The sequence below is a fragment of the Porticoccus sp. W117 genome (genome assembly GCF_030341905.1).
GTDB lineage: Bacteria > Pseudomonadota > Gammaproteobacteria > Pseudomonadales > Porticoccaceae > SCSIO-12696.
Window position 1 is genome coordinate 216,370 of the sequence record NZ_JATAAF010000002.1, and the last position, 25,565, is coordinate 241,934.

General features: G+C 53.8%; 23 protein-coding genes. All 23 read left to right on the top strand.

All coding sequences use genetic code 11. The features are described from left to right. Positions 1–74: 74 nt before the first annotated feature. The 23 genes from tsf (at position 75) to kdsA (ending at position 25,522) form a co-directional block, all read left to right on the top strand. On the top strand, positions 75–929 hold the full coding sequence (gene tsf / locus QSV34_RS02710; RefSeq protein WP_289151762.1) for a translation elongation factor Ts: 855 nt from the start codon (positions 75–77) through the stop codon (positions 927–929). Between the two features lie 240 nt (positions 930–1,169). Beyond that, a complete protein-coding gene (gene pyrH, locus QSV34_RS02715; protein WP_289151769.1) occupies positions 1,170–1,922 on the top strand; it encodes a UMP kinase in 753 nt (250 codons plus the stop codon). Further along, positions 1,919–2,476: a ribosome recycling factor gene (gene frr, locus QSV34_RS02720; RefSeq protein ID WP_289151772.1), complete on the top strand. Its 558-nt coding sequence runs from the start codon at positions 1,919–1,921 to the stop codon at positions 2,474–2,476. Before pyrH ends, frr begins: the two co-directional genes overlap by 4 nt. 37 nt (positions 2,477–2,513) lie before the next feature. Then, positions 2,514–3,263 (top strand): polyprenyl diphosphate synthase, encoded by a 750-nt coding sequence (uppS, locus tag QSV34_RS02725; protein ID WP_289151773.1) that lies wholly within the window; start codon positions 2,514–2,516, stop codon positions 3,261–3,263. Continuing rightward, positions 3,256–4,101, top strand: coding sequence for a phosphatidate cytidylyltransferase (locus QSV34_RS02730; protein WP_289151776.1), 846 nt, complete (start codon positions 3,256–3,258; stop codon positions 4,099–4,101). Before uppS ends, QSV34_RS02730 begins: the two co-directional genes overlap by 8 nt. A 3-nt stretch (positions 4,102–4,104) precedes the next feature. Next, positions 4,105–5,268 (top strand): 1-deoxy-D-xylulose-5-phosphate reductoisomerase, encoded by a 1,164-nt coding sequence (ispC, locus tag QSV34_RS02735; protein WP_289151778.1) that lies wholly within the window; start codon positions 4,105–4,107, stop codon positions 5,266–5,268. 19 nt (positions 5,269–5,287) lie between these two features. Next, entirely contained in the window at positions 5,288–6,670 is a 1,383-nt protein-coding gene (gene rseP, locus QSV34_RS02740) for an RIP metalloprotease RseP (protein ID WP_289151780.1), read from the top strand. 23 nt (positions 6,671–6,693) lie between these two features. After that, positions 6,694–9,207 (top strand): outer membrane protein assembly factor BamA, encoded by a 2,514-nt coding sequence (gene bamA / locus QSV34_RS02745; protein ID WP_289151782.1) that lies wholly within the window; start codon positions 6,694–6,696, stop codon positions 9,205–9,207. Between the two features lie 36 nt (positions 9,208–9,243). Continuing rightward, positions 9,244–9,762 carry an OmpH/Skp family outer membrane protein gene (locus QSV34_RS02750; protein ID WP_289151783.1) on the top strand — a complete coding sequence of 173 codons (519 nt, stop codon included), beginning with the start codon at positions 9,244–9,246 and terminating at the stop codon, positions 9,760–9,762. A gap of 108 nt (positions 9,763–9,870) precedes the next feature. Further along, on the top strand, positions 9,871–10,905 hold the full coding sequence (lpxD, locus tag QSV34_RS02755; protein WP_289151784.1) for a UDP-3-O-(3-hydroxymyristoyl)glucosamine N-acyltransferase: 1,035 nt from the start codon (positions 9,871–9,873) through the stop codon (positions 10,903–10,905). Between the two features lie 175 nt (positions 10,906–11,080). Next, the gene (gene fabZ, locus QSV34_RS02760) at positions 11,081–11,515 is read left to right on the top strand and encodes a 3-hydroxyacyl-ACP dehydratase FabZ (RefSeq protein ID WP_289151786.1); all 435 of its coding nucleotides are present in this window, start codon (positions 11,081–11,083) and stop codon (positions 11,513–11,515) included. A gap of 4 nt (positions 11,516–11,519) precedes the next feature. Beyond that, positions 11,520–12,290: an acyl-ACP--UDP-N-acetylglucosamine O-acyltransferase gene (gene lpxA, locus QSV34_RS02765; RefSeq protein ID WP_289151788.1), complete on the top strand. Its 771-nt coding sequence runs from the start codon at positions 11,520–11,522 to the stop codon at positions 12,288–12,290. 114 nt (positions 12,291–12,404) lie between these two features. After that, on the top strand, positions 12,405–13,565 hold the full coding sequence (gene lpxB / locus QSV34_RS02770; RefSeq protein ID WP_289151791.1) for a lipid-A-disaccharide synthase: 1,161 nt from the start codon (positions 12,405–12,407) through the stop codon (positions 13,563–13,565). A gap of 26 nt (positions 13,566–13,591) precedes the next feature. Then, positions 13,592–14,227, top strand: a complete 636-nt coding sequence (gene rnhB / locus QSV34_RS02775; protein ID WP_289151793.1) for a ribonuclease HII — start codon at positions 13,592–13,594, stop codon at positions 14,225–14,227. A 126-nt stretch (positions 14,228–14,353) separates the two neighbouring features. Further along, complete coding sequence (gene dnaE, locus QSV34_RS02780; RefSeq protein ID WP_289151795.1) at positions 14,354–18,052, top strand: DNA polymerase III subunit alpha; 3,699 nt, start codon at positions 14,354–14,356, stop codon at positions 18,050–18,052. A gap of 130 nt (positions 18,053–18,182) precedes the next feature. Then, the gene (locus QSV34_RS02785; protein WP_289151797.1) at positions 18,183–19,136 is read left to right on the top strand and encodes an acetyl-CoA carboxylase carboxyltransferase subunit alpha; all 954 of its coding nucleotides are present in this window, start codon (positions 18,183–18,185) and stop codon (positions 19,134–19,136) included. A gap of 92 nt (positions 19,137–19,228) precedes the next feature. After that, the gene (gene tilS / locus QSV34_RS02790; protein ID WP_289151798.1) at positions 19,229–20,530 is read left to right on the top strand and encodes a tRNA lysidine(34) synthetase TilS; all 1,302 of its coding nucleotides are present in this window, start codon (positions 19,229–19,231) and stop codon (positions 20,528–20,530) included. After that, positions 20,499–21,020 (top strand): hypothetical protein, encoded by a 522-nt coding sequence (locus QSV34_RS02795; protein WP_289151800.1) that lies wholly within the window; start codon positions 20,499–20,501, stop codon positions 21,018–21,020. Before tilS ends, QSV34_RS02795 begins: the two co-directional genes overlap by 32 nt. Beyond that, entirely contained in the window at positions 21,017–22,012 is a 996-nt protein-coding gene (locus tag QSV34_RS02800) for a type II secretion system F family protein (RefSeq protein WP_289151802.1), read from the top strand. The genes QSV34_RS02795 and QSV34_RS02800 overlap by 4 nt, the downstream gene beginning before the upstream one ends. Positions 22,013–22,048: 36 nt before the next feature. After that, positions 22,049–22,504 (top strand): pilin, encoded by a 456-nt coding sequence (locus QSV34_RS02805; protein ID WP_502928979.1) that lies wholly within the window; start codon positions 22,049–22,051, stop codon positions 22,502–22,504. Positions 22,505–22,509: 5 nt separating this feature from the next. Beyond that, a complete protein-coding gene (locus QSV34_RS02810) occupies positions 22,510–22,833 on the top strand; it encodes a hypothetical protein (RefSeq protein WP_289151806.1) in 324 nt (107 codons plus the stop codon). 190 nt (positions 22,834–23,023) lie between these two features. Continuing rightward, entirely contained in the window at positions 23,024–24,664 is a 1,641-nt protein-coding gene (gene pyrG / locus QSV34_RS02815; RefSeq protein ID WP_289151808.1) for a CTP synthase, read from the top strand. Positions 24,665–24,673: 9 nt separating this feature from the next. Then, complete coding sequence (gene kdsA / locus QSV34_RS02820; protein ID WP_289151810.1) at positions 24,674–25,522, top strand: 3-deoxy-8-phosphooctulonate synthase; 849 nt, start codon at positions 24,674–24,676, stop codon at positions 25,520–25,522. The last annotated feature ends 43 nt before the right edge of the window (positions 25,523–25,565 follow it).

A 25,565-nucleotide genomic window follows, 5' to 3' on the forward strand; every position in this document is an offset into this window, starting at 1 on the left:
TTTTTTGAAATTCTATTAAGTTGCGGCTGCTGCCGTGACAGTAACAACTCAAGCAATTTTATGAGGACTGATCAATGTCAGTGAAATTGGTAAAAGAACTGCGCGAGCGCACTGGCCTCGGCATGATGGAATGTAAAAAAGCACTGGCTGCTGCCGGTGGTGATATCGAAGTAGCGATTGAAGAGCTGCGCAAGTCCAGCGGTATGAAGGCAGCCAAAAAAGCCGGTCGCACTGCCGCCGACGGCGTTGTTGCCATTAAAGTGGCCGACGACAATAGCTACGGCGTACTGGTTGAAGTGAACAGCGAAACCGACTTCGTTGCTCGCGACGAAGGATTCCTGGGCTTTGTTAATACCGTTGCCGAAAAAGTATTCGCCGACAAGCAAACCGACGTTGCTGCCCTGATGGACGGTGACCTGGAAAACGCTCGCGAAGCGCTGGTACAGAAAATTGGCGAAAACATCTCCGTACGTCGCGCTATCGTTGTAGAAGGCACTGTGGTTGGCGGTTACGTACACAGCAACAACCGCATTGGCGTTCTCACCGCGTTGACTGGCGGCAGCGACGAAGTGGCCAAAGACGTTTCCATGCACGTTGCTGCGGTTAACCCGCAAGTGGCCAAGCCAGAAGATCTGCCTCAGGACGTTCTGGACAAAGAAAAGGAAATCTTCACCGCCCAGGCTCGCGAAAGTGGCAAGCCGGAAGAAATCATCGAGAAGATGATTGTTGGCCGTATGAACAAATTCAAGGCGGAAAACAGCCTGGTGGAACAGCCTTTCGTAAAAGACCCGGACGTAAAAGTTGGCAAGCTGGTAGCTAACGCCGGTGGCGAAGTGGCCTCCTTTACCCGTTACGAAGTGGGTGAGGGCATTGAAGTAGAAGAAACAGATTTTGCTGCCGAGGTAGCTGCTGCTGTTCAAGGCACATAAGACCGAGGACAACAGACAGAAAATCTGTACAATACGGGAGCCCAAAATTGGGCTCCCGTATTTGTATCTGCCAGCACTTGCTGGAAGCACGAAAGGTAGGTGAGATGGGTTTTCAAGACCGTCTGCGGCATGGATGCCGCAGTCGAGCCTACATGGACGCTTACTTTGATAAAGAAAGTACGGCGTGTCTTGAAAGCCCATGTCGCCTGCCTTATAACCAAATAGCCAACCGGAGAAACCATGCCCAATAGCGCCGCCACCAAGGACAAGAAGTACAAACGCATTCTGCTGAAACTCAGCGGTGAAGAATTGATGGGGGAAATGGGTTTTGGCATCGACCCCAAAGTGCTCGACCGCATGGCCCTGGAAATTGGCCAGCTGGTGGGCATTGGTGTTCAGGTGGGGCTGGTGATTGGCGGCGGCAACCTGTTCCGTGGCCAGGCCCTGAGTGAAGCGGGTATGGAGCGTGTCACCGGCGACCACATGGGCATGCTGGCAACAGTGATGAACGCACTGGCCATGCGCGACGCCCTGGAACGCAGCAACATTTCTGCCCGGGTAATGTCCGCCATTCCCATGAGTGGTGTTGTGGAGCATTACGACCGCCGCAAGGCCATGCGCTACCTGGAACAGGGCGAAGTGGTTATCTTCTCCGCCGGTACCGGCAACCCGTTCTTTACCACCGACTCTGCCGCTTGCCTGCGAGGCATCGAGGTGGAAGTGGATGTGGTGCTCAAGGCCACCAAAGTGGACGGCGTATTCGATGCTGACCCGATGAAATATCCAGAGGCAAAAATGTTCACCCACCTCACCTACGACGAGGTACTGGACAAAAAACTGGGGGTGATGGATCTCACCGCTATCTGCCTGTGCCGGGAACAGGAGATGCCCCTGCGGGTGTTCCGTATGTCCAAGCCCGGCGCCCTGTTAAGTATTGTTGTGGGTGGCGAAGAGGGCACCCTGATTGAAGAACAGAAGGGAGTAGAAGAGTGATCAACGATCTGAAAAAAGACGCCGAAGAGCGCATGGGCAAAAGCATCTCCGCCCTGACCACCGCATTTTCCAAAATTCGTACCGGCCGCGCTCATCCCAGCCTGCTGGATGGTATCAATGTGTCTTACTATGGCGCCGATACACCGCTCAACCAGATGGCCAATATCTCTGTACTGGATGCCCGCACCCTGAGCATCAGCGTGTGGGAAAAACAGCTGGTGCCGGAAATTGAAAAAGCCATTATGAAGTCCGACCTGGGCCTCAACCCGGTGACCACCGGTGAGCTGATCCGCATTCCCATGCCGCCACTCACCGAGGAAACCCGCAAGGGCTACACCAAGCAGGCCCGCAGCGAGGCGGAAAACGCCCGTATCTCCATCCGTAATATTCGCCGCGATGTGCTCTCCGATGTCAAAGAACTGCTCAAGGAAAAAGAGATTACCGAAGACGAAGATCGCAAGGCCCAGGACGATGTGCAGAAAATCACCGATCGCTTTGTGGGTCAGGTGGACGAGATGCTGGCGGTCAAAGAAAAGGACTTGATGGAAATCTGATGTCCGCCCGGTTCTCTGTACATTCTGAGTTGTCGCGATGAGCAGCGCACTCAACCAATGTCCGTTGCGCCATGTGGCGATCATTATGGACGGCAATAACCGCTGGGCCAAACAGCGCGGCCTTGGTGGCCTCGCCGGTCATCAGGCGGGTGTGGAGCGAGTGCGGGATGCCCTGGAAGCCTGCAAAGAGCACGGCGTTGAGGTGCTCACCCTGTTCGCCTTTAGCAGCGAAAACTGGCGCCGCCCGGCGGTGGAAGTGCAGGGGCTTATGTCGCTGTTTGCCTCCTACCTGAAGAAAGAAGTCAAAACCCTCAAAGAGAAAGGGGTGGCACTGCGGGTGATTGGTTGCCGTGAACGTTTCAGCGGCCGTTTGCGCAAACTCATAGAAGACGCCGAACAGCAAACCCGCGGCGGCACCCAGACTCTGGTGCTGGCGGTGGATTACGGCGGCCACTGGGATATTGCCCAGGCTGCGCAAAAGTTGGCCGCCCGCGTGGAGCGCGGAGAACTGAGCAGCGACCAGATCGATCAGGACTTGCTCGCTACAGAAATTTCCCTGGCGGATTTGCCACCGGTAGATCTGTGCATTCGCACTGCCTTTGAACAACGTATCAGTAACTTCCTGCTGTGGCAGATGGCCTATGCGGAATTTCATTTTTCCAAACTGATGTGGCCGGATTTTGACGCCGCGGCTTTTGGTGACGCAGTGCGCGACTACCGCCATCGCCAGCGTCGTTTTGGTATGACCGCCGAGCAGATAGAAGCCGAGGAGGCACCTGGTGCTTAAACAACGCATTGCCACTGGCCTGGTGCTGATTGGCCTGTTTCTGGCGGCACTTTTCTATCTGCCCAAAGCCGGGTTTGCCTGGCTGGCGGCGGCGCTGGTGCTGCTGGCGTCCTGGGAATGGAGCAACCTGGCGGGCCTGCGCTCCCTGTTGGCGCGGCTGGCCTTTGTGGTCGGCAGTGGCCTGTTGATGTGGTTGGCCAACGATTATGTGCTTCATGCCCAGCGCGATAGCCAGTTGGCGCTGTTGGCCAGTGCTGGCGGCTGGTGGCTGATCGCCCTACTGTGGGTCAAGGGCTTCCCAAAAACCACGGTGCTGTGGGCCAATACCTGGGTCAAAGTATTGATGGGCTGGTTTGTGCTGGCACCCACCTGGTTGGCCATGGTTATTCTGTTGTATTCCAACGGCTTTGCTTCACTGCCCAGTGAAAATGCCGGTCGCTGGACGTTGCTTACTGTGGTCACCATTGTGGTACTGATGGATACCGGTGGCTACTTTGCTGGCAAGCACTTTGGTCGCCGCAAGTTGGCTCCTCAGGTAAGCCCGAAAAAAACCTGGGCGGGTGTGGTTGGCGGGCTGCTGGTAAATGGCTTGCTGCTGCTGTTTCTCGGCTGGCAGCTGTCTGCGGATGCCAATCTATGGTTGCTGCTGGCGCTGTTGATTGCCTGTACGTCGGTAGCCTCTGTGTTGGGCGATCTGCTGGAAAGCATGGTTAAACGTCAACGCAATATCAAAGACAGTGGTTCGATCTTGCCGGGGCACGGGGGCATCCTCGACCGGGTGGACGGCATGACCGCTGCATTCCCCATATTTACACTGATATACCTCCTGGCCAGCTGAACCATGGCTATAAAGCAACTCACAGTGTTGGGAGCCACTGGCTCCATTGGCGTTAGTACTCTCGACGTGGTGGCTCGCCATCCGGATCGCTACTCTGTGTTTGCCCTTACCTGTCACAGCCAGGTGGAACTGTTGGCGCAACAGTGCCGCCAGTTTGTGCCCCGTTATGCGGTGACTTCCGATAAAGACCAGGCCACCAAACTGCAACAGTCGCTGGCAGATATCCCCACGGAGGTGTTGGCAGGCCCGCAAGCGCTCTGTGATGTGGCCTCTGCCGATGAGGTGGATATGGTGATGGCGGCGATTGTCGGCGCCGCCGGTCTGCTGCCCACTCTGGCGGCGGCAGAAAGCGGCAAGCGCGTATTGCTGGCCAACAAGGAATCCCTGGTGATGGCGGGCAACCTGTTTATGCAGGCGGTGCAGCGCGGCGGCGCTGAGCTGTTGCCCATCGACAGCGAACACAATGCCATCTTCCAGTGCCTGCCAGAGGGGTATGACCACTTTGACAGAGCGGGAGTGCGCAAAATTCTTCTCACCGGCTCCGGTGGCCCATTTCGCACCACGCCATTGGCGGAACTGTCAGCGGTAACCCCGGATCAGGCCTGTGCCCACCCCAACTGGTCCATGGGGCGCAAGATATCGGTGGATTCCGCCACCATGATGAATAAGGGACTGGAACTGATTGAGGCCTGCTGGTTATTTAACGTCAGTCCAGATTGGGTGGAAGTGGTGGTGCACCCGCAAAGTGTGGTGCACTCCATGGTGGAATACGTGGACGGCAGTGTGCTGGCGCAATTGGGCAACCCGGATATGCGTACCCCCATCGCCCACGCCATGGCCTGGCCCCAGCGCATAGAGTCCGGTGTGTCATCACTGGATATGGTGGCGGCTGCACGGTTGGAATTTGAAGTGCCGGACGAACAGCGCTTCCCCAGCTTGCGACTGGCCCGCCAGGCCGCCGCAGCGGGCAAAGACCTGGCTGCTGCCCTGAACGCGGTAAACGAGGTGGCCGTGGCGGCGTTTTTACAGGGTCGGCTGGCGTTCCCTCGCATTGCCGAATTGGTAGATCAAGTACTGCAGCAATGGCAGGGCAGTGAACCGAACAGCATTGAAGCTGTCCAAGCGAGCGATCAGATGGCTCGCCAGAAAGCCACAGAGTTATTGTGATAGAAGGGGAATATTTTTAGTGGAAGTTGCCAAGACCATCTTTTACGCCATTCTCGCCTTGGGCGTGCTGGTCAGTTTTCACGAGTTCGGACACTTTTGGGTGGCCCGTCGCTGCGGTATCAAAGTGCTGCGCTTTTCCATTGGCTTTGGCAAGCCTATCGTTACCTGGACTGACAAGCTCGGCACCGAATACGCTATTGCCTGGATTCCTCTGGGCGGCTATGTGCGCATGGTGGACGAGCGGGAAGATGACGTTGCTCCGGAAGACTTGCCCTATGCCTTCAATCGCAAACCGGTGTGGCAGCGCATAGCCGTGGTAGTGGCCGGCCCCGCCGCTAATTTTTTGCTCGCCATTTTCTTCTACTGGATTATTGCCATGCAGGGCGTGGTGGGCGTTGCCGCCATTGTTGGCCAGGTAGCCCCAGGCTCCATTGCCGACCGTGCCGGACTGCAGCCGGGGCTGGAAATTCTCAGTGTGGACGGCGTGCAAACCCCAACTCAGCAGAGCTTTCACGAGCAATTGATCCTGCGCCTGGGAGACACGTCAAATATAACCTTTAGCGCTTCCCCCACAGGTTCTGAAGAGGTTTACACCTATACCACTCCACTGGGTGAGTGGGAGGTAGACAGCAAAAAGCCCGATCTGCTGAAAGCCATCGGCCTGGATCTATCCCTGCCAGAATTTGAGGCAGAAGTAGGTTCTGTTGAGTCCGACAGCCCGGCTGATGTGGCGGGTTTGGAATCCGGTGACCGGATTGTCAGTGCTGATGGTGAGTCCATGGAAAACTGGCAGGCGTGGGTAAACCATATCAAACCGCGGGCCGAACAACCCATTGCTTTGATAGTGGAGCGCAATGGTGTGCAATTTCCGCTAACGGCAACGCCTGCCAGAGTTGAGGTAGATGGTGAATCCATTGGCCGCCTGGGGGTGGGCCCATTGAACCGCTATTGGCGCCTGGATAAATACGGCCCTCTGGAGTCCGTGGGCCGCGCTCTCAATGACACCTGGGATAAATCCGTACTTACACTGGTTACCCTGAAAAAACTGGTTACCGGGCGTATTTCCGCGGAGCACTTGAGTGGGCCACTGGGCATTGCTAAAGTTGCGGGCCAAACCGCCGAGGTGGGGCTGGTTTACTACCTTGGCTTCCTGGCTCTGCTTAGCGTCAATCTCGGAGTGCTAAACCTGCTTCCCATTCCTGTGTTGGATGGTGGCCACTTGGTGTATTACATCGCTGAGGCCATCAAAGGCAGCCCGGTATCTGAAAAAGTACAGGTTATTGGCTACAAAATTGGTCTGTTCCTGGTAATGGGGCTGATGATATTTGCCATTGGCAACGACATTCGCCGCGAGCTTCCGGATGACAGTGTGGTCGAACAAAACATAAGTGATCAACAATAACGATGATAAAAAGCAAGAAGTCTATGCAGCAACGCAAGTGGGTAGGAGTTTGTCTGGCGCTGGCTCTGTTCAGTGGCGCCGCATACGGCAAAGTATTTGAAGTTCGCGATATTGATATTCAGGGTTTGCAACGGGTTTCAGCGGGCAAGGTATTTGCCTCGCTGCCGATCTCTGTGGGTGACCTGGTGGATGAGGAATCTCTGCGTCAGGCAGCCAGGGCGCTGTTCAAAACTGGCAATTTTGAAGACATTGCCTTCGCCGAAGAAAATGGCCGCCTGATTATTGAAATCAAAGAACGCCCGGCGGTGGAGTCCATCACCATTGACGGCAGCAAAAAAATTCCTGAAGAACAATTGCTGTCCAGTATGCAAGACAATGGCTTGGCGGAAGGGCGCATCTTCAAACGCGACGTACTGGACGGTATCGCCCAAAGCCTGAAAGGGGAATACGCCAAAAACGGCCTGTACGGATCTTCTGTAGAGAGCCGGATTGAAAACCTTCCCCGCAACCGGGTGGCGGTGTACCTGGATATTACCGAGGGCAAGCCAGCGGCCATCAAACACATCAATATTGTTGGCAATGACGTTTTCGACGAAGATCAACTGCGGGAAGACTTTGAGCTCACTACTACAAATTGGCTGTCCTGGTTTCGCAACGACGACAAATACAGCCGGGAAAAACTCACCGGTGATCTGGAACGGCTGGAATCCTATTACAAAAACCGCGGTTACCTGGGGTTTAACGTCACTTCCACACAGGTATCAGTGAGTCCCAACAAGGAGTCTGTGTACCTCACCATTAATATTGAAGAAGGGAGCCTCTACAAAGTCAGTGAAGTGGCACTTTCTGGTGATTTAGTGCTTCCCGAAGAGCAGATTCGTTATTTTATAGTTATTAGTGAAGGTCAAACCTATTCTCAGGAGTTGGCCGAGTGGAGTGCGGGTCAAATTACCCAACTACTAGGCAATGATGGTTACACTTTTGCAGACGTTCAGGTGGTGCCTGAACTGAATCGCGAAGAGAGCACCGCCAAGATTACCTTTGCCATCAATCCCAAAAAGCGCGTTTATGTGCGCCGCATCAATATTCGTGGCAATACCAAAACTGCCGACGATGTGGTGCGCCGGGAAATGATACAGATGGAAGGAGCTGTGGCTTCCAACGCCCGTATTGAAGGCAGTAAGTTGCGCTTGCAGCGCACCGCTTTTGTAAAGCGTGACTCCATTGAGGTGGATACCCCGGAAGTACCGGGGGTGGACGATCAGGTAGATATGAACCTGTCTTTTGAGGAACAGCCTTCAGGTTCCATCGGCGCACAACTGGGCTTTTCGCAAACCTCCGGTTTGCAGTTAGGTGGCAATCTGCAGGAAAACAACTTCCTGGGCACTGGTAAAGTCGTTGGCTTTGCTCTCAACAGAAACGACTTTCAAAAATCGTTAACTATTTCTTATACCGACCCTTATTTTAATGTGGACGGGGTCAGTGCCGGCTTCTCTATTTTTGCCAGGGAGAGCGACTTTTCCCGCTTTAATTTAAGTAGCTTTAATACCGAGAATCAGGGTATTAACGTTAATTTCAGTTACCCACTGTCTAATACCCAGCGCCTCAGTTATGGTTTTGGTTATGAATTTCAAAAACTGGGCAATAGTACTCAGGCAGCTGATGTACTGAAATTTATCGCCGATAATGGCTTTAAAAACGATATCTTTACTCTTAATTTGGGATGGGTTCAGTCTAGCCTCAATAACAGTATTTTTGCTACCAGTGGCTCCCGTCAAAGTCTGGGTTTGGAAGTTGCCCCACCCAGTGCCAGCGATCTTTCTTACTACCGTTTGACCTACAGTGGCCAGAAGTACTTTCCGTTAAATCGCCTGAGCAAGTATCTTAATGGTTGGTCTCTGCGCTTACGTACCGAGCTGGGCTACGGTGATGGCCTCGGGGATACGGATCGCTTGCCGTTCTATAAAAACTTCTACGGCGGCGGTTTTAACTCTATCCGTGGTTTTGAGCGCAATAGCTTGGGGCCAAGAACTGTTCGCGCAGTGATTCCAGCTAATGATATTGATCCAAATGACGTAGACGCACTGAACGCTGAAATTAACAGGGTTTTCCCCGGAGGTTTCAATGCGAATAACACGGATCCGTTTGGTGGTAATGTGTCTGTTGAAGCCAGTGCCGAAGTGATTTTCCCACTGCCCTTTATTAAAGATCAGTCTCAGGTTCAGGCCAGTCTTTTTGTGGATGCGGGTAATATTTTTGATACGGAATGCCGCTCTGAAACCACTACCTTTACTGATCCTCGTACTGGAACAGATATCCTTGGTAACCCTGTTAATCGAGGCACAATTATATTGCCTGGCCAAAGTGCATTTAATTGTGCCAAGCCCAGTGTGGATGAGCTGCGCTATTCTTTTGGTCTTGGCGCCACCTGGCTGTCTGGCTTTGGGCCAATTACATTCAGTATTTCCAAACCCTTTAACGCCGGCCCTCTGGACGAAGAAGAGAGCTTCCAGTTCTCTCTCGGTAACCAATTCTAATTTTTACTTAACCTGATGAATTTTTGGAGAAATAACGTGGGTAAATTAAAAACAACACTGTTCGCCTTGATTGCAGCATTTAGCCTGACGGCGGTGGCGGAAACCAAAATTGCTGTTGTCGATATGGAGCGAGCAATTGTGAGTTCAGAGATGTGGAAACAACACTCAGAAGCCGCTGTCGCCGACTCCAATCTGGCGAAACTGGCGGCCGAGCGCGATGGCCTGGTAGCCGATGCTCAAAAGCTGCAAAAGGATTTCGAAACCAATAATTTAAGTTGGGATGATGCCAAAAAGGCCAAAGCCAACCGGGAGATGGAATCCTTTCGGGCGGATCTGCAATTGTTGGAGCGCAAAATTCAGGCAGAGCAGCGTGTTGTTCAGCAAACCACGCTTCAGGCTATTCAGCCAGTGGCCTTTGAGCAGTTACAAGCGCTGATTGACGAAGAAAAAGTTGAGCTGTTACTGAAAAAAGATGCCGTTTGGTCCAATGGCGCTGGCCTGGATATCACCAACAAGCTGATCGACCGCATCAACAAGTCTGCTGCCGATAAATAGTTAATCTGAGCTTTCTTGTCTTTATTCTCGACCCGCAGTGTTGCTGACACTGCGGGTCGTTTATTATGGGTGCCATAAAACCGCTGATGAAATATGCCGGAGAGGGTTATGCCACAACAAATGACGCTGGGTGAGCTGGCGCAACAGCTGGGTGCGGAGTTGCGCGGGGACGCTGCTTGCCAGGTACACAGCCTGGCGACACTGCAAGAGGCCACAGAAGGGCAGATATCCTTCCTTGCCAACCCCGCCTATGAACGCTTTTTGGAAACAACCGAGGCGTCTGCCGTTATTCTCAGCCCAAAAATGGCCGACAAATACAGCGGCAACGCCCTGTTGCTGGATAACCCCTATCTGGGATATGCCCATCTTTCCAAACTGCTGGATAATGCTCCCAAAGCTGATCTGGGTATTCATCCCTCAGCGGTGGTGGCCGCCAGTGCGCAGCTCCACCCCAGTGTGTCAGTGGCTGCCAATGTGGTGATTGGTGAAGGGGTAGTTATTGGCGCCGACACTGCCATAGGTACAGGTACAGCCATCGGTGATAACACCCGAATAGGAGAGGGTTGCCAGCTAGCAGCCAATGTTACGGTTTACCACGGGGTTTCAATGGGCAATCAGGTAACCATCCACAGCGGCGCGGTAATTGGCGCCGATGGCTTTGGCTTTGCCCCAGACGCAGATGGCAACTGGGTGAAAATACACCAGCTGGGTGGTGTGGTGATTGGCAATCGGGTGGAAATCGGCGCCAACACCACCATTGACCGTGGCGCTCTGGGCAATACTGAAATCGCCGACGGCGTGATTATCGACAACCAGGTAATGATCGCCCACAACGTCAAAGTGGGTGAAAACACCGCGATGGCGGCCTTTACCGGTATTTCCGGCAGTACAACCATTGGCAAGAATTGCACCTGGGCGGGCCGTTCTGGGGCTGTGGGCCATATTGATATCGGCGATAACGTTCATGTGGCTGGTACGGCTGTGATGATGAAAAGTGTCGATGAGCCCGGTGCCTACGGTGCCGGTACGCCTACAAGCCCGATTCGGGAATGGCGCCGCAATTCCGCCCGTTTCAATCAGCTGGATGAGATGAGTAAACGTCTGCGGCGGTTAGAGAAACAATTGGCAGAGAATGAAAAGTAAATTTTGTGAATTGTAGGGTGGATTAGCGACAGCGTAATCCACCACAGGGGCGGCGGATTACGCTGTCGCTAATCCGCCCTACAGTTCGCAATATCGACATCACTTGATTTATAATCCGCCGCTTATTCGGCCCCGGTTGCTGAGAACTTTTTGGAGTCCCTTTTTTGGAGTACCCATGGATATCAACGAAATAAAACACTATCTGCCGCACCGCTACCCGTTTTTGCTGGTCGATCGCGTCACCGAGATTGAGTCCGGTGACCACATTGTGGGCTACAAAAACATCACTGCGAATGAAGAGGTGTTTAACGGCCATTTTCCCCAGGCTCCAATCTTTCCTGGTGTGATGATTGTTGAGGCGCTGGCGCAGATTTCTGGCATTCTCGGTTTTGCCGATGAGAAAGAAAGCCACGACGAGAATACTCTGTACCTGTTCGCCGGTGTCGATGGTGTACGCTTCCGCCGCCAAGTAGTGCCTGGTGACAAATTGGTACTGGAATCCCGCCTGCTGTCACGCAAGCGCCATATCCTCAAGTTTGAGGCAAAGGCTACCGTAGACGGTGAGCTGGCTTGCCAGGCAACCCTGATGTGCGCTCTCAAACAGGTATAAACCTGTGATCAGCCCCCATGCTATTGTCGATCCGGCAGCAAAGCTGGCCGACGATGTAGAAGTCGGCGCTTTTTCTATTATTGGCCCGGATGTAGAAATTGGCGAGGGCACGGTTATTGGCCCCCATGTGGTGATCAAAGGCCCGACGGTCATTGGCAAGCACAACCGCATTTTTCAGTTTTCTTCCGTTGGCGAAGACACCCCTGACCTGAAATACAAAGGCGAGCCCACTCGCCTGGTAATGGGGGATCACAACACCATTCGCGAAGGGGTGACCATCCACCGGGGCACCATTCAGGATCGTTCCGAAACCACCATTGGTAACCACAACCTGTTGATGGCCTACGCTCATGTGGGCCACGATTGCGTGATTGGCAATCACAGTATTCTGGTGAATAACGTCGCACTGGCGGGTCATGTCTGGATCGGCGACTGGGCCATTCTGGCAGGCTATGCCATGGTGGCCCAGTATTGCAAAGTGGGCGCCCACAGCTTTATCGGCGCTGCCGGCTTTATCAATCGTGATGTGCCCGCTTACGTGATGGCTGCTGGCAACCCGGCAGAGCCAAAGACCGTCAATATCGAAGGTTTAAAGCGCCGCGGCTTCAGCAAAGACCAAATTCGCGATATCAACCGCGCCTACAAAACCCTCTATCGTCGTGGGCTATCGCTGGAAGATGCGCTGGCGGAAATGCAAAAGGCCGCCAATGCAGAGCCTGCGGTGCAAGTGATGGTGGATAGCGTAAAAGCGGCCAAGAGCGGGATTATTCGCTAGCACAAGGCAACACCCCGTAGGGTGGATTAGCGCAGCGTAATCCACCATAACCATCGCGGTGGATTACGCTGCGCCGATCTACCTAAAAAAAGCACCCTACATTCAGCATCGAAAATGGATAATTCAACTCCCATCACCATCGGCATAGTCGCCGGCGAAGCCTCTGGCGACCAGCTGGGTGCCGGGCTGATCTTCGCGCTGCGCAAGCGTTTCCCAAACGCCCGGTTTGAAGGGGTTGGTGGCGAAAAGATGATCGCCGAAGGCTTTCACAGCCTTTACCCCATGGAGCGGCTGTCGGTGATGGGCATTGTCGAGCCTCTGAAACGCCTGCCGGAACTGCTGCGCATGCGCAGTAACCTGTACAAACATTTTCGCGACAGCAAACCGGCGCTGTTTATCGGCATCGATTCGCCGGATTTCACCATTCACCTGGAAGGCAAACTGCGCCGTGCGGGTGTTACCACAGCCCATTATGTCAGCCCGTCGGTGTGGGCCTGGCGTCAGGGACGGGTAAAAACCATCGCCCGCAGCGTTGATCATATTCTTACCCTGTTTCCCTTTGAATCGCGGTTTTATCAACAGCACGGGGTGCCGGAAACCTGTGTGGGCCATCCTCTGGCAGACAAGCTGCCTATGGAGAACGACACCGCCGCCGCCCGGGAACAATTGGGTTTGAGCGGAGGCAAACCATTGCTGGCGCTGTTACCTGGCAGCCGCGGCTCCGAAGTGGCTCAACTGGGCACACTGTTCCTGCAAGTGGCGCAAAAGCTGGAACAGCAAGTGGAGGGCATTCGCTTTGTGATTCCTGCGGCCAACCCCCACCGCCGCCAGCAAATCGACGAGTTGGTAAAACAGTTTCCCAATCTGGATATTACCGTCACCGATGGCAATGCCTTGCTGGCGATGGCGGCGGCGGATGCGCTGTTGGTGGCTTCCGGTACGGTGACTTTGGAAGCCATGTTGCTGAAAAAGCCCATGGTGGTGAGTTACCGAATGGGCAAGGGTTCCTACGCTATTTTCTCCCGCCTGGTAAAAGTCCCCCATGTGGCATTGCCTAATCTACTGGCGGATCAGCGCCTGGTGCCAGAGCTGATTCAGGATGATGCCACCGTGGACAATATCAGCGAGGAACTGCTCAATTACCTCAATAACCCGGAGCGCACCCAGCAACTGGTTGATGAATTTACCCAGCTCCACCAACTGTTGCGCCGCAAGGCCAGCGAAACCGCTGCGGATTCACTTTCCAAGCTGATAGAACGGAGTAGGGTGGGTTAGCCGCAGGCGTAACCCACCAACAGTTTATGGCAAAGAAGAAACCCAAATCAGAGGCACCCTACAAACTGGACTACAACGGCCAGCTGCTGGCCGGTGTGGATGAAGTGGGCCGCGGCCCCTTGGCCGGGGATGTGGTGACCGCGGCAGTCATTCTCGACCCCCTGCAACCCATCGAAGGCTTGGGTGACTCCAAAAAAATTTCCGAGAAACGACGCGAACAGCTCTACGAAGAAATTACCCATAAAGCATTGGCCTGGTGTGTGGGCCGCGCCAGTGTGGCAGAGATCGACCGCTACAATATTCTGCAAGCCACCATGATGGCCATGTACCGCGCCGTCACCGGTTTGTCGGTACAGCCGGAATACGTGGCGGTGGATGGCAACAAAATGCCCAAATGGCCTTACAACGGCGAAACCGTAGTGAAGGGCGATGCCAAGGTGGCGGAAATTGGCGCCGCCTCCATCGTTGCCAAAGTCACCCGCGACAGGGAAATGATCGCCTTTGAGGATACCTATCCCGGCTACGGATTTTCTGCCCACAAGGGCTATGCTACTCAACAGCACACCGACGCCATCAGGCAGCTCGGCCCCTGTGATATTCACCGCCGTTCCTTTGAACCGGTGAAGGGGATGTTGGAAGTGGAGCAGTTGCCGCTGGTGTGAATGAGAGACGAGAGATGAGAGACGAGAGATGTGCCCCGTCTCCCATCTCTCGTCTCTCATCTCCTAAAATAACTGTTAGAATTCCGATTCTTCCTGTTATTTCAAAAGACAATAATTCCCCCAGCTATGACAACAGATTTCGTCCACCTCCGCCTGCACACTGAATACTCACTGATTGACGGCCTGGTTCGCATCAAGCCGTTGGTGGCTAAGGTGGCCGAGTTGGGCATGCCGGCACTGGCGATTACGGATTTCTGCAACTTCTACGGCCTGGTTAAATTCTACAAGGCGGCACAGGGTAGCGGCATCAAGCCCATTGCTGGCAGCGACTTGCTGGTGGCTGGAGAGGACAGCGAAGACGAGCCGAGTTTGCTCACTCTGCTGGTGCAAAATGCTGTGGGCTACAAGAATCTTACCAAGCTGATTTCCCGCGCTTATCGAGAGGGTCAATCACAGGGGCGGCCCATCGTTCAGCAGGCATGGGTGAGCGAATTTTCCGAAGGGCTGATCGCGCTTTCTGGCGGTCGCCTGGGCAATGTGGGGCGGGCTCTGCTGTCTGGCAATCGCGATCAGGCGGCGGAATTTCTGGCTCGCTGGCAAAAAGATTTTCCCGACCGTTTCTATCTGGAACTGCAACGTACCGGTCGCCCTCATGAAGAGCGTTACCTGCACGCCGCGGTGGATTTGGCTGCCGAACTAGGCTGCCCGGTGGTGGCCACTAATGAGGTCTGCTTCCTGACTGCTGATGAATTTGACGCCCACGAAGCACGGGTGTGCATCCATGATGGCCGGGTGCTGGACGACCCCCGCCGCGCTCGCAATTACAGCGAGCAGCAGTATCTGCGCTCTCCGCAAGAAATGGCGGAGCTGTTTGCGGATATCCCCGAAGCCTTGCAAAACACCGTGGAAATCGCAAAACGCTGTACTCTGGATATTGAACTGGGCACTTATTACCTGCCGGATTACCCCATCCCCGAAGATTTTGAAAACGACCCGTTTTTCAAAGATCACACCCCTTACAAAGAGTTGGAAGATTTTGCCAAACAGGCCATGGCAGGAAAATGGCAGGGCAGGGAGGGGGAGTCGGAATACGCGGACATGGTGCGTACAAATGTGTTCTTCCAGAAAATTTCCTACGAAGGGTTGGAATGGCGTTTAAAGGATATTCTCGATAAAGCCAGCCCGGACTACCAAGCCCGTAAAAAGCCCTACAACGAGCGCCTGCGTTTTGAGCTGGACATCATTATGCAGATGGGCTTCCCCGGCTATTTCCTGATCGTGATGGACTTTATTCAGTGGGCCAAGGACAACGATATTCCTGTAGGGCCGGGGCGTGGTTCCGGTGCCGGTTCTCTGGTGGCCTACGCCCAGAAAATTACCGATTTGGATCCGCTGGAATACGACCTGCTGTTTGAGCGCTTCCTCAATCCGGAACGGGTGTCCATGCCCGACTTCGATATCGACTTCTGCATGGACAACCGCGACAAGGTCATACACTACGTGGCGGAAACCTACGGCCGGGACGCGGTATCCCAGATCATCACCTTCGGTACCATGGCCGCCAAGGCGGTGGTGCGCGACGTGGCGCGGGTACAGGGCAAGTCTTATGGCCTTGCAGACAAACTCTCGAAAATGATTCCCCCGGACGTGGGTATGACACTGGCCAAAGCGTTGGCCGGTGAAGAGGTGTTGCGGGAATTTTTGGACGGCGACGACGAAGCCCAGGAAATCTGGGATATGGCGGTGCAGCTGGAAGGGGTGTCCCGCAACGTGGGCAAACACGCCGGTGGTGTGGTCATTGCCCCCACCTGCATTACCGACTTTGCGCCGCTGTTCTGCGATGAGTCCGGCGAGGGATTGGTTACCCAGTTCGATAAAAACGACGTGGAAGATGCGGGCCTGGTGAAGTTCGACTTCCTGGGGTTGCGCACCCTGACGATTATCGACTGGGCTCTGGCTATGGTAAACAAAGCCAGAGCCCGCCAAGGTGAAGAAGAACTGGATATCAATGCCATACCCTTGGATGATGCTGAGACCTTCAAACTGCTGAAAAAAGCCCAGACTACCGCGGTATTCCAGCTGGAATCCCGGGGCATGAAAGACCTGATCAAGCGCCTGCAGCCGGACAACGTGGAAGACATGATCGCTCTGGTGGCACTGTTCCGCCCCGGCCCGCTGGATTCCGGCATGGTGGATGACTTTGTTAACCGCAAACACGGCCGCGCCGAAGTGGCCTACCCGGACGCCAAATACCAGCACGATAAACTCAAGCCGATTCTTGAGCCCACCTACGGGGTGATCGTCTATCAGGAGCAGGTGATGCAGATCGCCCAGGAACTGGCGGGTTATAGCCTCGGCGGTGCCGACCTGTTGCGCCGGGCCATGGGTAAGAAGAAGCCAGAGGAAATGGCCAAGCAGCGCAGCACCTTTGAGGAGGGCGCCAAGGGCCAGGGGGTTGATCCCGAGCTGGCGATGAAAATCTTCGATTTGGTGGAGAAGTTTGCCGGTTATGGCTTTAACAAATCCCACTCCGCAGCTTATGCGCTGGTGTCTTACCAGACCGCCTGGCTCAAGGCTCACTACCCGTCACAATTCATGGCCGCCACCATGTCGTCGGATATGGACAAAACCGACAAAGTGGTGACGTTTATCGAAGAGTGTCGGGAGATGGAGCTCACCCTGCTGCCACCGGATGTGAACACCGGTGAGTTCTATTTTACCGTGGACGAGCAGGACAACATTATCTACGGTCTGGGGGCCATCAAAGGGCTCGGCGAAGGCCCTATCGACAATATTCTCGAAGCCCGTAAAGACGGCCCGTTTAAAGACCTGTTCGACTTCTGCAACCGGGTGGACTCCCGCAAGGTCAACAAGCGCGCTCTGGAAGCACTGATACGCAGTGGTGCTCTGGATCGCATCGGCCCCGAAGTTGAAGGTAACGATGAGCAGCGCTTAAGTCGCAGTCGCGCCATTATGCTGGCGGCCATGGAAGAAGCGGTCAAACTGGCGGATCAAAACGCCCGCAACCGCGACAGTGGCATGGCTGATTTGTTTGGCAGCACTCCTCAGGAAAGTGCCCCGGAAATCACTTATACCAGCTTTAACCGGGTGCGCAGCCTTAGTATCAAAGAGCGCCTTGGTGGTGAAAAAGACACGTTGGGGCTGTATCTGACCGGCCACCCGGTGGATGAATACGACCGGGAGCTGAAGCAATTTGTCTCCGCCCGCATCAGTGATCTACAGCCCAAGCCCCGCGAAGTACAAGTGGTGGCCGGATTGGTGGTGGATATGCGGGTGCGCAAAAACAAAAAGGGCGAGCCCTGGGCCAGCGTCAGCCTGGACGACCGCAGTGGCCGTATGGAGGCACTGGTATTTGCCGATCGCTTCCGCGACTACCGGGAAAAAATCGCCAAAGACGAAATCCTGGTGATGGAAGGAGAAGTACAAACCGATGATTTCTCCGGTGGCCTGGCAATTCGCGCAGAAACCGTGCGTACCCTGTCAGATGCCAGGGATATGGCGGTCAAAGACCTGTCTTTAAGGTACTGCCCGGAGAACCGCCAGGCCGACAGTGCTCAGCGCCTGTCGGAGGCGCTGGCGGACTTTCGCGAAGGCTCGGTGGCCGTCAAAGTGAGCTGCAGCAACACCAGCGCCAGTGGCGATGTGGTGCTTGGTGACGGCTGGCGGGTATCGATTCGGGATGAGCTACTCCATCGCCTTCGGGAACAGCTGGGGGCAGACAATGTATCCCTGGCTTATGAAGCGGGCAAGCTGAAAACCGCTGAACTCAAGGGTGCCAACCGTTATCGCCGCCCGCGGGAGTAATGGTTTGCGCCTACACCCCACGGGTATAACCCACCCAACAAAGTTAGTGGCCATTTCAGGCAACAAATAGTACTCTACGGCCATCTATATACCCGTTTTTTGCCACTTAATAATTACGGATCAACGGCGAATGAATCTTAACTATCTCGATTTTGAACAGCCCATCGCGGACCTGGAAGCCAAAATTGAAGAGCTGCAGCTGGTCGGCAACGATAATGACCTCAATATCACCGAGGAAATTGCCAAGCTGCGGGACAAATCTCACAAACTCACCGAAAGCATCTACTCCAGCCTGACACCTTGGCAGGTAGTGCAAGTGGCGCGCCATCCCCAGCGCCCCTATACCGTGGATTACATCAAGCGCGTGTTTACCGATTTTGATGAACTGCACGGTGATCGCCACTTTGGTGACGACCACGCTATTGTTGGTGGCACTGCCCGCCTTAATGGCATGCCGGTGATGGTGATTGGCGAGGAAAAAGGTCGCGGTGTTAACGACAAGATTCATCGCAACTTCGGTATGCCCAAGCCAGAGGGCTATCGCAAGGCTCTGCGCCTGATGGAAATGGCCGAGCGCTTCAAAATGCCGATCATCACTCTGATTGACACTCCCGGAGCATACCCCGGCATTGATTCTGAAGAGCGCGGTATTTCTGAAGCCATTGCCCAGAACCTGGCGGTGATGTCGCGACTGGAAACCCCGATGATCTGCACCGTGATCGGCGAGGGCAGCTCTGGTGGCGCGTTGGCCATTGGCGTGGGTGACCACCTCAATATGTTGCAATACGCCACCTATTTTGTGATTTCACCGGAAGGTTGCGCCAACATTATCTGGAAAACCGCCGAAAAAGCACCGGACGCTGCTCAGGCCATGGGGGTGACCTCAGATACTCTGGAGTCTCTGGGAATTGTGGATGAAACTATTCCCGAGCCTTTGGGCGGTGCACATCGGGATATCGAAGCCATGTCCGATACCCTGCGTGACAGGCTCAGCACCCAGCTGGAAAACCTGAAAGATATTCCCATGGAGCGGCTGCTGGAAAAACGTTTTGAGCGTTTGATGGCTTACGGAAATCCGGAATAAATACATTAGTAGATAGCCCTTAAATAGTTTGGGGTTAACTAAAGCAATAAAAGCCAGAGCACCGCTCTGGCTTTTTTGGTTACACTGCCTCCATGTTCACTACCGATTTGCTGGCTCCCGATCTTGCGACTCTGCAAAACGCAGAGCGAGTTTATGTGGGCTATAGCGGCGGTCTGGACTCCCAAGTTCTGCTGCATGCTGTGGTCACACTGCTGGGACCAGAGAAAATCACAGCTCTGCATATCAACCACCAAATCTCTCCCAATGCAGATAACTGGCAGGCCCATTGCGCTGAGCAATGTCGCCAGCTGGATGTGCCATTGCAGGCATTTCGAGTGGAGTTGGAGCCCAGCGAAAATATTGAGCTGGCTGCTCGCAACGCTCGCTATAAAGTCTTTGAAGCCGCTTTAGATGATGGGGATTTACTGCTGTTGGCGCACCACGCTGATGACCAGTCAGAAACTGTGCTGTACCGACTGATGCGCTGCTCTGGTCCCCGCGGCTTGGCAGGTATGCCGCGTTCCCGCTCACTGGGCAAAGGCCAGCTGCTGCGGCCATTGCTGGACATCAGCCGTGAGGAGTTGCACCAATACGCCAGGCATCACCGCCTGCAGTGGGTGGAGGACGAGTCCAATCAGCAGCTGACTTACGACCGCAACTACCTGCGACACAGTGTGGTGCCGGCCATAGAAAAACGCTGGCCAGACCTTGCAAAGCGTCTTTCCCAAGTGGCGACGCTGTGTGCCGACAGCGACGAACTCAACCGCCAGTTGGCGACAACGGATTTACAAGCCGGCAATGAAAGGCAGGAGCGTCTCGGTGTCAGTATTGAACAGCAAGCACTGGCGCAACTGAGTCATTTGCGCCGCCACAATTTGATTCGCTTCTGGCTGGAAAAACACCACTACGCGATGCCTCCAAAAAAACGCCTGGAGCTTATTCACCGGGAACTGCTGGAAGCCAAAGCCGATGCCAGCCCAATTGTCGATTTCGGCGACTGCCAACTGCGCCGCTACAACAACCGAGTCTACCTGCTGCCGCCATTGCCACCAGCCCTTGCTGAGGGCACGGAAATCACCTGGGATGGAAAGCAGCCACTCTATATAGAAGGCTGCGGCAAGCTAACCGCCGCTGAACCATTCGCCAAGCCGGTAACCGTACGCTTTCGCCAAGGCGGCGAACGCTGCCAACCCGATGGGCGCAACAGCTCGCAAACCCTGAAAAAATTGCTACAGGAGTACCATTTGGAGCCTTGGTTGCGAGACAGAGTGCCGTTACTGTATAAATGCGATCAATTGATAGCGGCGGCTGACCTGTTTAGTGAAGCGGGTTTGCCAAAGGTTGAATGGAGTCTGGATAAAAATGCTACGGAATACTTCACTTCCTCTGATTGATAGTTCCCCTGTCGAATCCTACATTGAGCGCTTGCTAGCCAGTGTTCTTAGCGCCGTGCTGATAATTATTGTGCTTCTGTTACTGGCATTCGCCCATTGGCCCGGTCTGACCACGACGGCATACGCCAGTGAACTCTTCAGTGACTTGGGAACTTTGAAACAAGAGATGACGCTTTTTCATTCTGAACGTGGCTATTGGCCCTCAGAGAAAGATTTGCCTGAATCCCTTATTACACAAATTGAAGAACATAACAGCTTTGGAATTTTCGCGGACTTATCTGAGCAAGGTGACGTAACTTTGAGTTTTGATCAAGACAGCCTTGATTATTCAGGTCATCAGCTGATTTTTGGGCCACTGCACAATGACGTCAGTCATTTCAGGCGCTGGAACTGTAGTCAACCAAGCACCGATACAGCAATGAATGCAAAAGCCTTATATAAATTTCGCTTTCTATGCCATCCATTGAAAACGCCAGAGGATAACAAATGACCAAAGATGGATTGATGCGGGAGCTGATTTGCCGACAGCTTTTATTGGCCAGCTCACGAGGTAGGCCATTGAAATCAGTGGTGGATATTCTGTCAGATGAATTGGGTAAGCCTGGGGACTATTTGATAGCAAAAGTCAGAGAAGCTGTTGCCAGGGGAGAGTCGGCTTTCCAGATTGCTCGCACCATTGCTCCTTTGGGTATGGATAGAGGGTATATACATCTGCAAGAGCAGTTGGCTGAAAATGCAGCCAGTCTGTCTTACGAGCGATATCGGGAGCGCATGTCGCCTCTTTGGGATGTCTTGGCTTTGATGAGAGCCAGGTTGGTCACTTCGGTTGGTTATGCCTGTGCGGTTTTATCGGTTGCGCTGCTTATATTAGGAATTATATCTGCCAAAGTTGCAGGCTCTTTTGAATCGGCTTTTGAAGCCTTTGGTTCTGAATTACCTGAGTTTACTAAACTTGTACTCAATGTCGGCGGCGGCTTATCTCCATGGATGGCGCTATTGCTTATACTTTTGGCTGCTCTATTTTTCGTCTTGGTGCTGCTTAAACACCAACGCTACAGTGACTTTTCTATTGCCGAAAAGCTGTTTTTCCTTTGGCCGGTGAAAACTCTGACTACGGCTTACACCGTACTTGCTTACCAGAGTTTGCTAAAAGCATCTGATGCCAGTATTGGCAGTAATGGTTGCGAGCAAAAAGCTGTTAAGGCCATGGCGGAGGCAGGTATGTTGAAGTCGCCAACGAGTGAATTTAGTGCTTTGCTGACGGAAGAAGTATTGGCTATGTATCGCATTGGTGAGGCATTAGATGCTGGAGAGATCGAATTGGAGCAGGGGTTGGTGCACATTTCCCGGCGGATAATAACCTCGAGTAACTACACCGTGCGCTTATTTACGTTGGTGTTGCAGATTATTATCTTGATTTTTGTTGGCGCTATGTTGGCAGGGTTATATTTGCCCATCTTTGCCCTCGGCGGCACTATTTGACAAGGAGAACAAATGAACAGACAAGTGGGTTTTACCTTGATTGAACTGATGATTGTGGTGGCAATTATCGGTATTTTGGCGGCAATTGCATTACCTGCATACCAGCAATATATAGTGAGAGCTCAGCTGGTAGAAGCGATTACCTTGGCTGAAGAGCTCAAACCAGCCATTAAAGAGTTTTATCGCGATCGAGGGCGTTTTCCAGTAAATAATAATGAAGCCGGTGTTCCGCCTGAAAACAAACTGCTGGGTAACTATGTGGCGGGCATGAAGGTTGTGGATGGCGCTATTCATGTAAGCCTGGGCAATAAAATCAATCAGGAACTGTCAGGTAAACAGCTCACCTTGCGCCCAATGGTTGTGACAGGCAGTCCCGCCAGCCCCTTTTCATGGTTGTGTGGCAAAGGGGCTGTGGTCGATGGAATGGAAGCTGTCGGCGAAGATCGCACTGATCTTGACAACATGTACCTGCCCGCTAGCTGTCGCGGTTAAGCCCCTTGCAGGGAGTATTCATTTTAGGTGGCTTGCTGCTGATCGCGGGAATTTTTTGTCAGGTATTTGCTTGTGTTCTGGCGGCTCGTCTTCTAGAACTGGATATTCGGCTGCGGTATTTGTGGCTGCCTATGTCCCTTATGACGTTGTTGGCGTTTCCTGAAATTGAAGGCTTGTGGATATTGGGAGTCTTTCTTGGGGCCACCGTTTTACGGTATTGGGCAGGTTTGGAATCATGGTCTCAGGCACTTCCATTAGTTGTTTTAGCAGCCTTAATGCTTTGGCCCATTGGCAGTGTTATTGTCGCTGTCAGAGTATTATGGGCTTGATGTTATAGGGGGGTACGCTATGGCTTCCATTTGGCCTTTCTGGTATCCTGCGCTCCCATCTTGATCGAGATGGGCACAGGCGAATGTTCCTGCCTAAAACCTCTCTTTCGCTATCTTGAACGACCCAAAATAACAACCGAACACTTTAGGGCATGTTGTCGTATGTAACAGCAGCTCTGGGCGAGCTTTTATGACACGTTTTATTTTTGTAACTGGCGGTGTGGTTTCTTCTCTGGGCAAGGGCATTGCCTCCGCTTCCCTGGGCGCGGTGCTTGAGGCCCGTGGCCTTAAGGTGACTATTCTTAAACTGGATCCTTATCTGAATGTGGATCCGGGCACCATGAGTCCGTTCCAGCACGGCGAGGTGTTTGTTACCGAAGATGGTGCTGAAACTGACCTCGACCTGGGCCACTACGAGCGCTTCCTGCGTTCGAAAATGAGCAAACGCAATAACTTCACCAGTGGTCGGGTGTACGAGACTATTTTGCGCCGCGAACGCCGTGGCGATTACCTGGGCGGCACTGTACAGGTGATCCCCCATGTGACCGACGAAATCAAACGTCGGGTGCTGGTTGGTGGTGAAGGCTACGATGTGGCCATTGTTGAAATCGGCGGTACTGTAGGTGACATCGAATCACAACCCTTCCTGGAAGCCATTCGCCAGTTGAAAGTAGAGCTGGGCATGGAGCGCGCCATGCTGATGCACCTGACTCTGGTGCCCTATATTGCTACTGCCGGCGAGGTAAAAACCAAGCCCACCCAGCACTCGGTGAAAGAGTTGCGCTCCATCGGCTTGCAGCCGGATGTGCTGTTGTGCCGCTCGGAAGTGGAAGTGAGCGAGTCGGAGCTGAAAAAGATCGCCCTTTTCACCAACGTGGAACAGCGCGCGGTGGTTCCCTTGCTGGATGCCAAAACCATTTACCACGTACCTGCCTATCTGCACCGTTGGGGTCTGGATCAGTTTGTGGTGGATCGTTTGCGCCTGGAATGTGGTGTGGCAGACCTCAGTGATTGGGACTGGGTAGCGGATAACTACCTGAACCCGGAGAAAGAAGTCACCGTGGCCATGGTAGGCAAATACATGGAGCTGTTGGACGCCTATAAATCCTTGAACGAAGCGCTGAGTCACGCCGGCATTCACCACAAAACCAAGGTGAATATTCAGCACATTAACGCCGAGGATGTGGAGCAGCAGGGCACTCAAATTCTGAAAGACGCCGATGCCATTCTGGTGCCTGGCGGCTTTGGTCAGCGCGGTCTGGAAGGTAAAATTGCCGCCGTCCGCTACGCCCGTGAAAACAAGGTTCCCTATCTGGGCATTTGCCTGGGCATGCAGGTGGCGGTGATCGAATATGCCCGCAATATGTGTGACCTTGCCGGTGCTACCAGCACCGAGTTTGACCCGGAAACTGACCACCCCATCGTCGGCCTGATTACCGAGTGGGTGGACGAAACCGGCCAGGTGGAAGTGCGCGATACCGACTCCGATATGGGCGGCACCATGCGTCTGGGCACTCAGCAATCGCTGCTGGTGCCGGGTTCCAAAGCAGCGGAAATTTACGGCAGCGATGTGGTGATGGAACGCCATCGCCACCGCTATGAGGTGAACAACAATTACGTGGCCCAGTTGGAAGCGGCGGGTCTGAAAATTGGTGGCTGGTCTGAGGTCAATCACTTGGTGGAAACGGTGGAAATTGCCGACCACCCCTGGTTCTTTGCCTGTCAGTTCCACCCGGAGTTCACGTCCACGCCACGGGATGGTCACCCGATGTTTTCCAGTTATATTCGTGCAGCGCTTTCCTACAATGAACAAGCGCACAAAGGCGAGTAAGGAGCAGTTATGCAAAAAATTATCAATGTAGCCGGTATCGAGGTCGCCAACGACAAGCCATTTGCATTGTTCGGCGGTATGAACGTATTGGAATCTCGCGATCTGGCCATGGAAATCGCCGAACACTACGTAAAGGTCACCGGCGAGCTGGGTATTCCCTACGTGTTCAAGGCATCCTTCGATAAGGCCAATCGCTCCTCGGTGCATTCTTTCCGCGGCCCCGGTATGGACGAAGGTCTGAAGATTTTTGAAGAGGTCAAAAACACCTTCAATGTGCCGGTGATTACCGACGTGCACGAAATTGAGCAGTGCCAGCCGGTGGCGGATGTGGTGGATATTATTCAGTTACCCGCATTCCTGGCGCGCCAGACCGATCTGGTAGAAGCCATGGCCAAAACCGGCGCGGTCATCAATGTTAAAAAGCCTCAGTTTATGAGCCCGCCTCAGGTGAATAATCTGGTAGAGAAGTTTGCCGAATGTGGCAACGAGCAGGTGATGCTGTGCGAGCGCGGTGCCTGTTTTGGCTACGACAACCTGGTGGTTGATATGCTGGGCTTCCGCACCATGATCGAGGTAAGCAAAGGCGCACCGCTGATTTTTGATGTGACCCACGCCTTGCAATGCCGTGACCCAATGGGCGCTGCCTCCGGAGGCCGTCGCCACCAGGTGGCGGAATTGGCCCGCGCGGGTATGGCCGTGGGTATTGCCGGTTTGTTCCTGGAAGCGCACCCGAATCCGGACAAAGCCCTGTGCGATGGCCCCAGCGCCTTGCCACTGGATAAGCTAAAGCCGTTTTTGCAACAAGTGAAAGCGGTGGATGATTTGGTGAAGAATTTTCCAGAGCTGAACATCGAATAACCCTGTCATTGCGAGCAAAGCGAAGTAATCTCCGCGAGTGTGG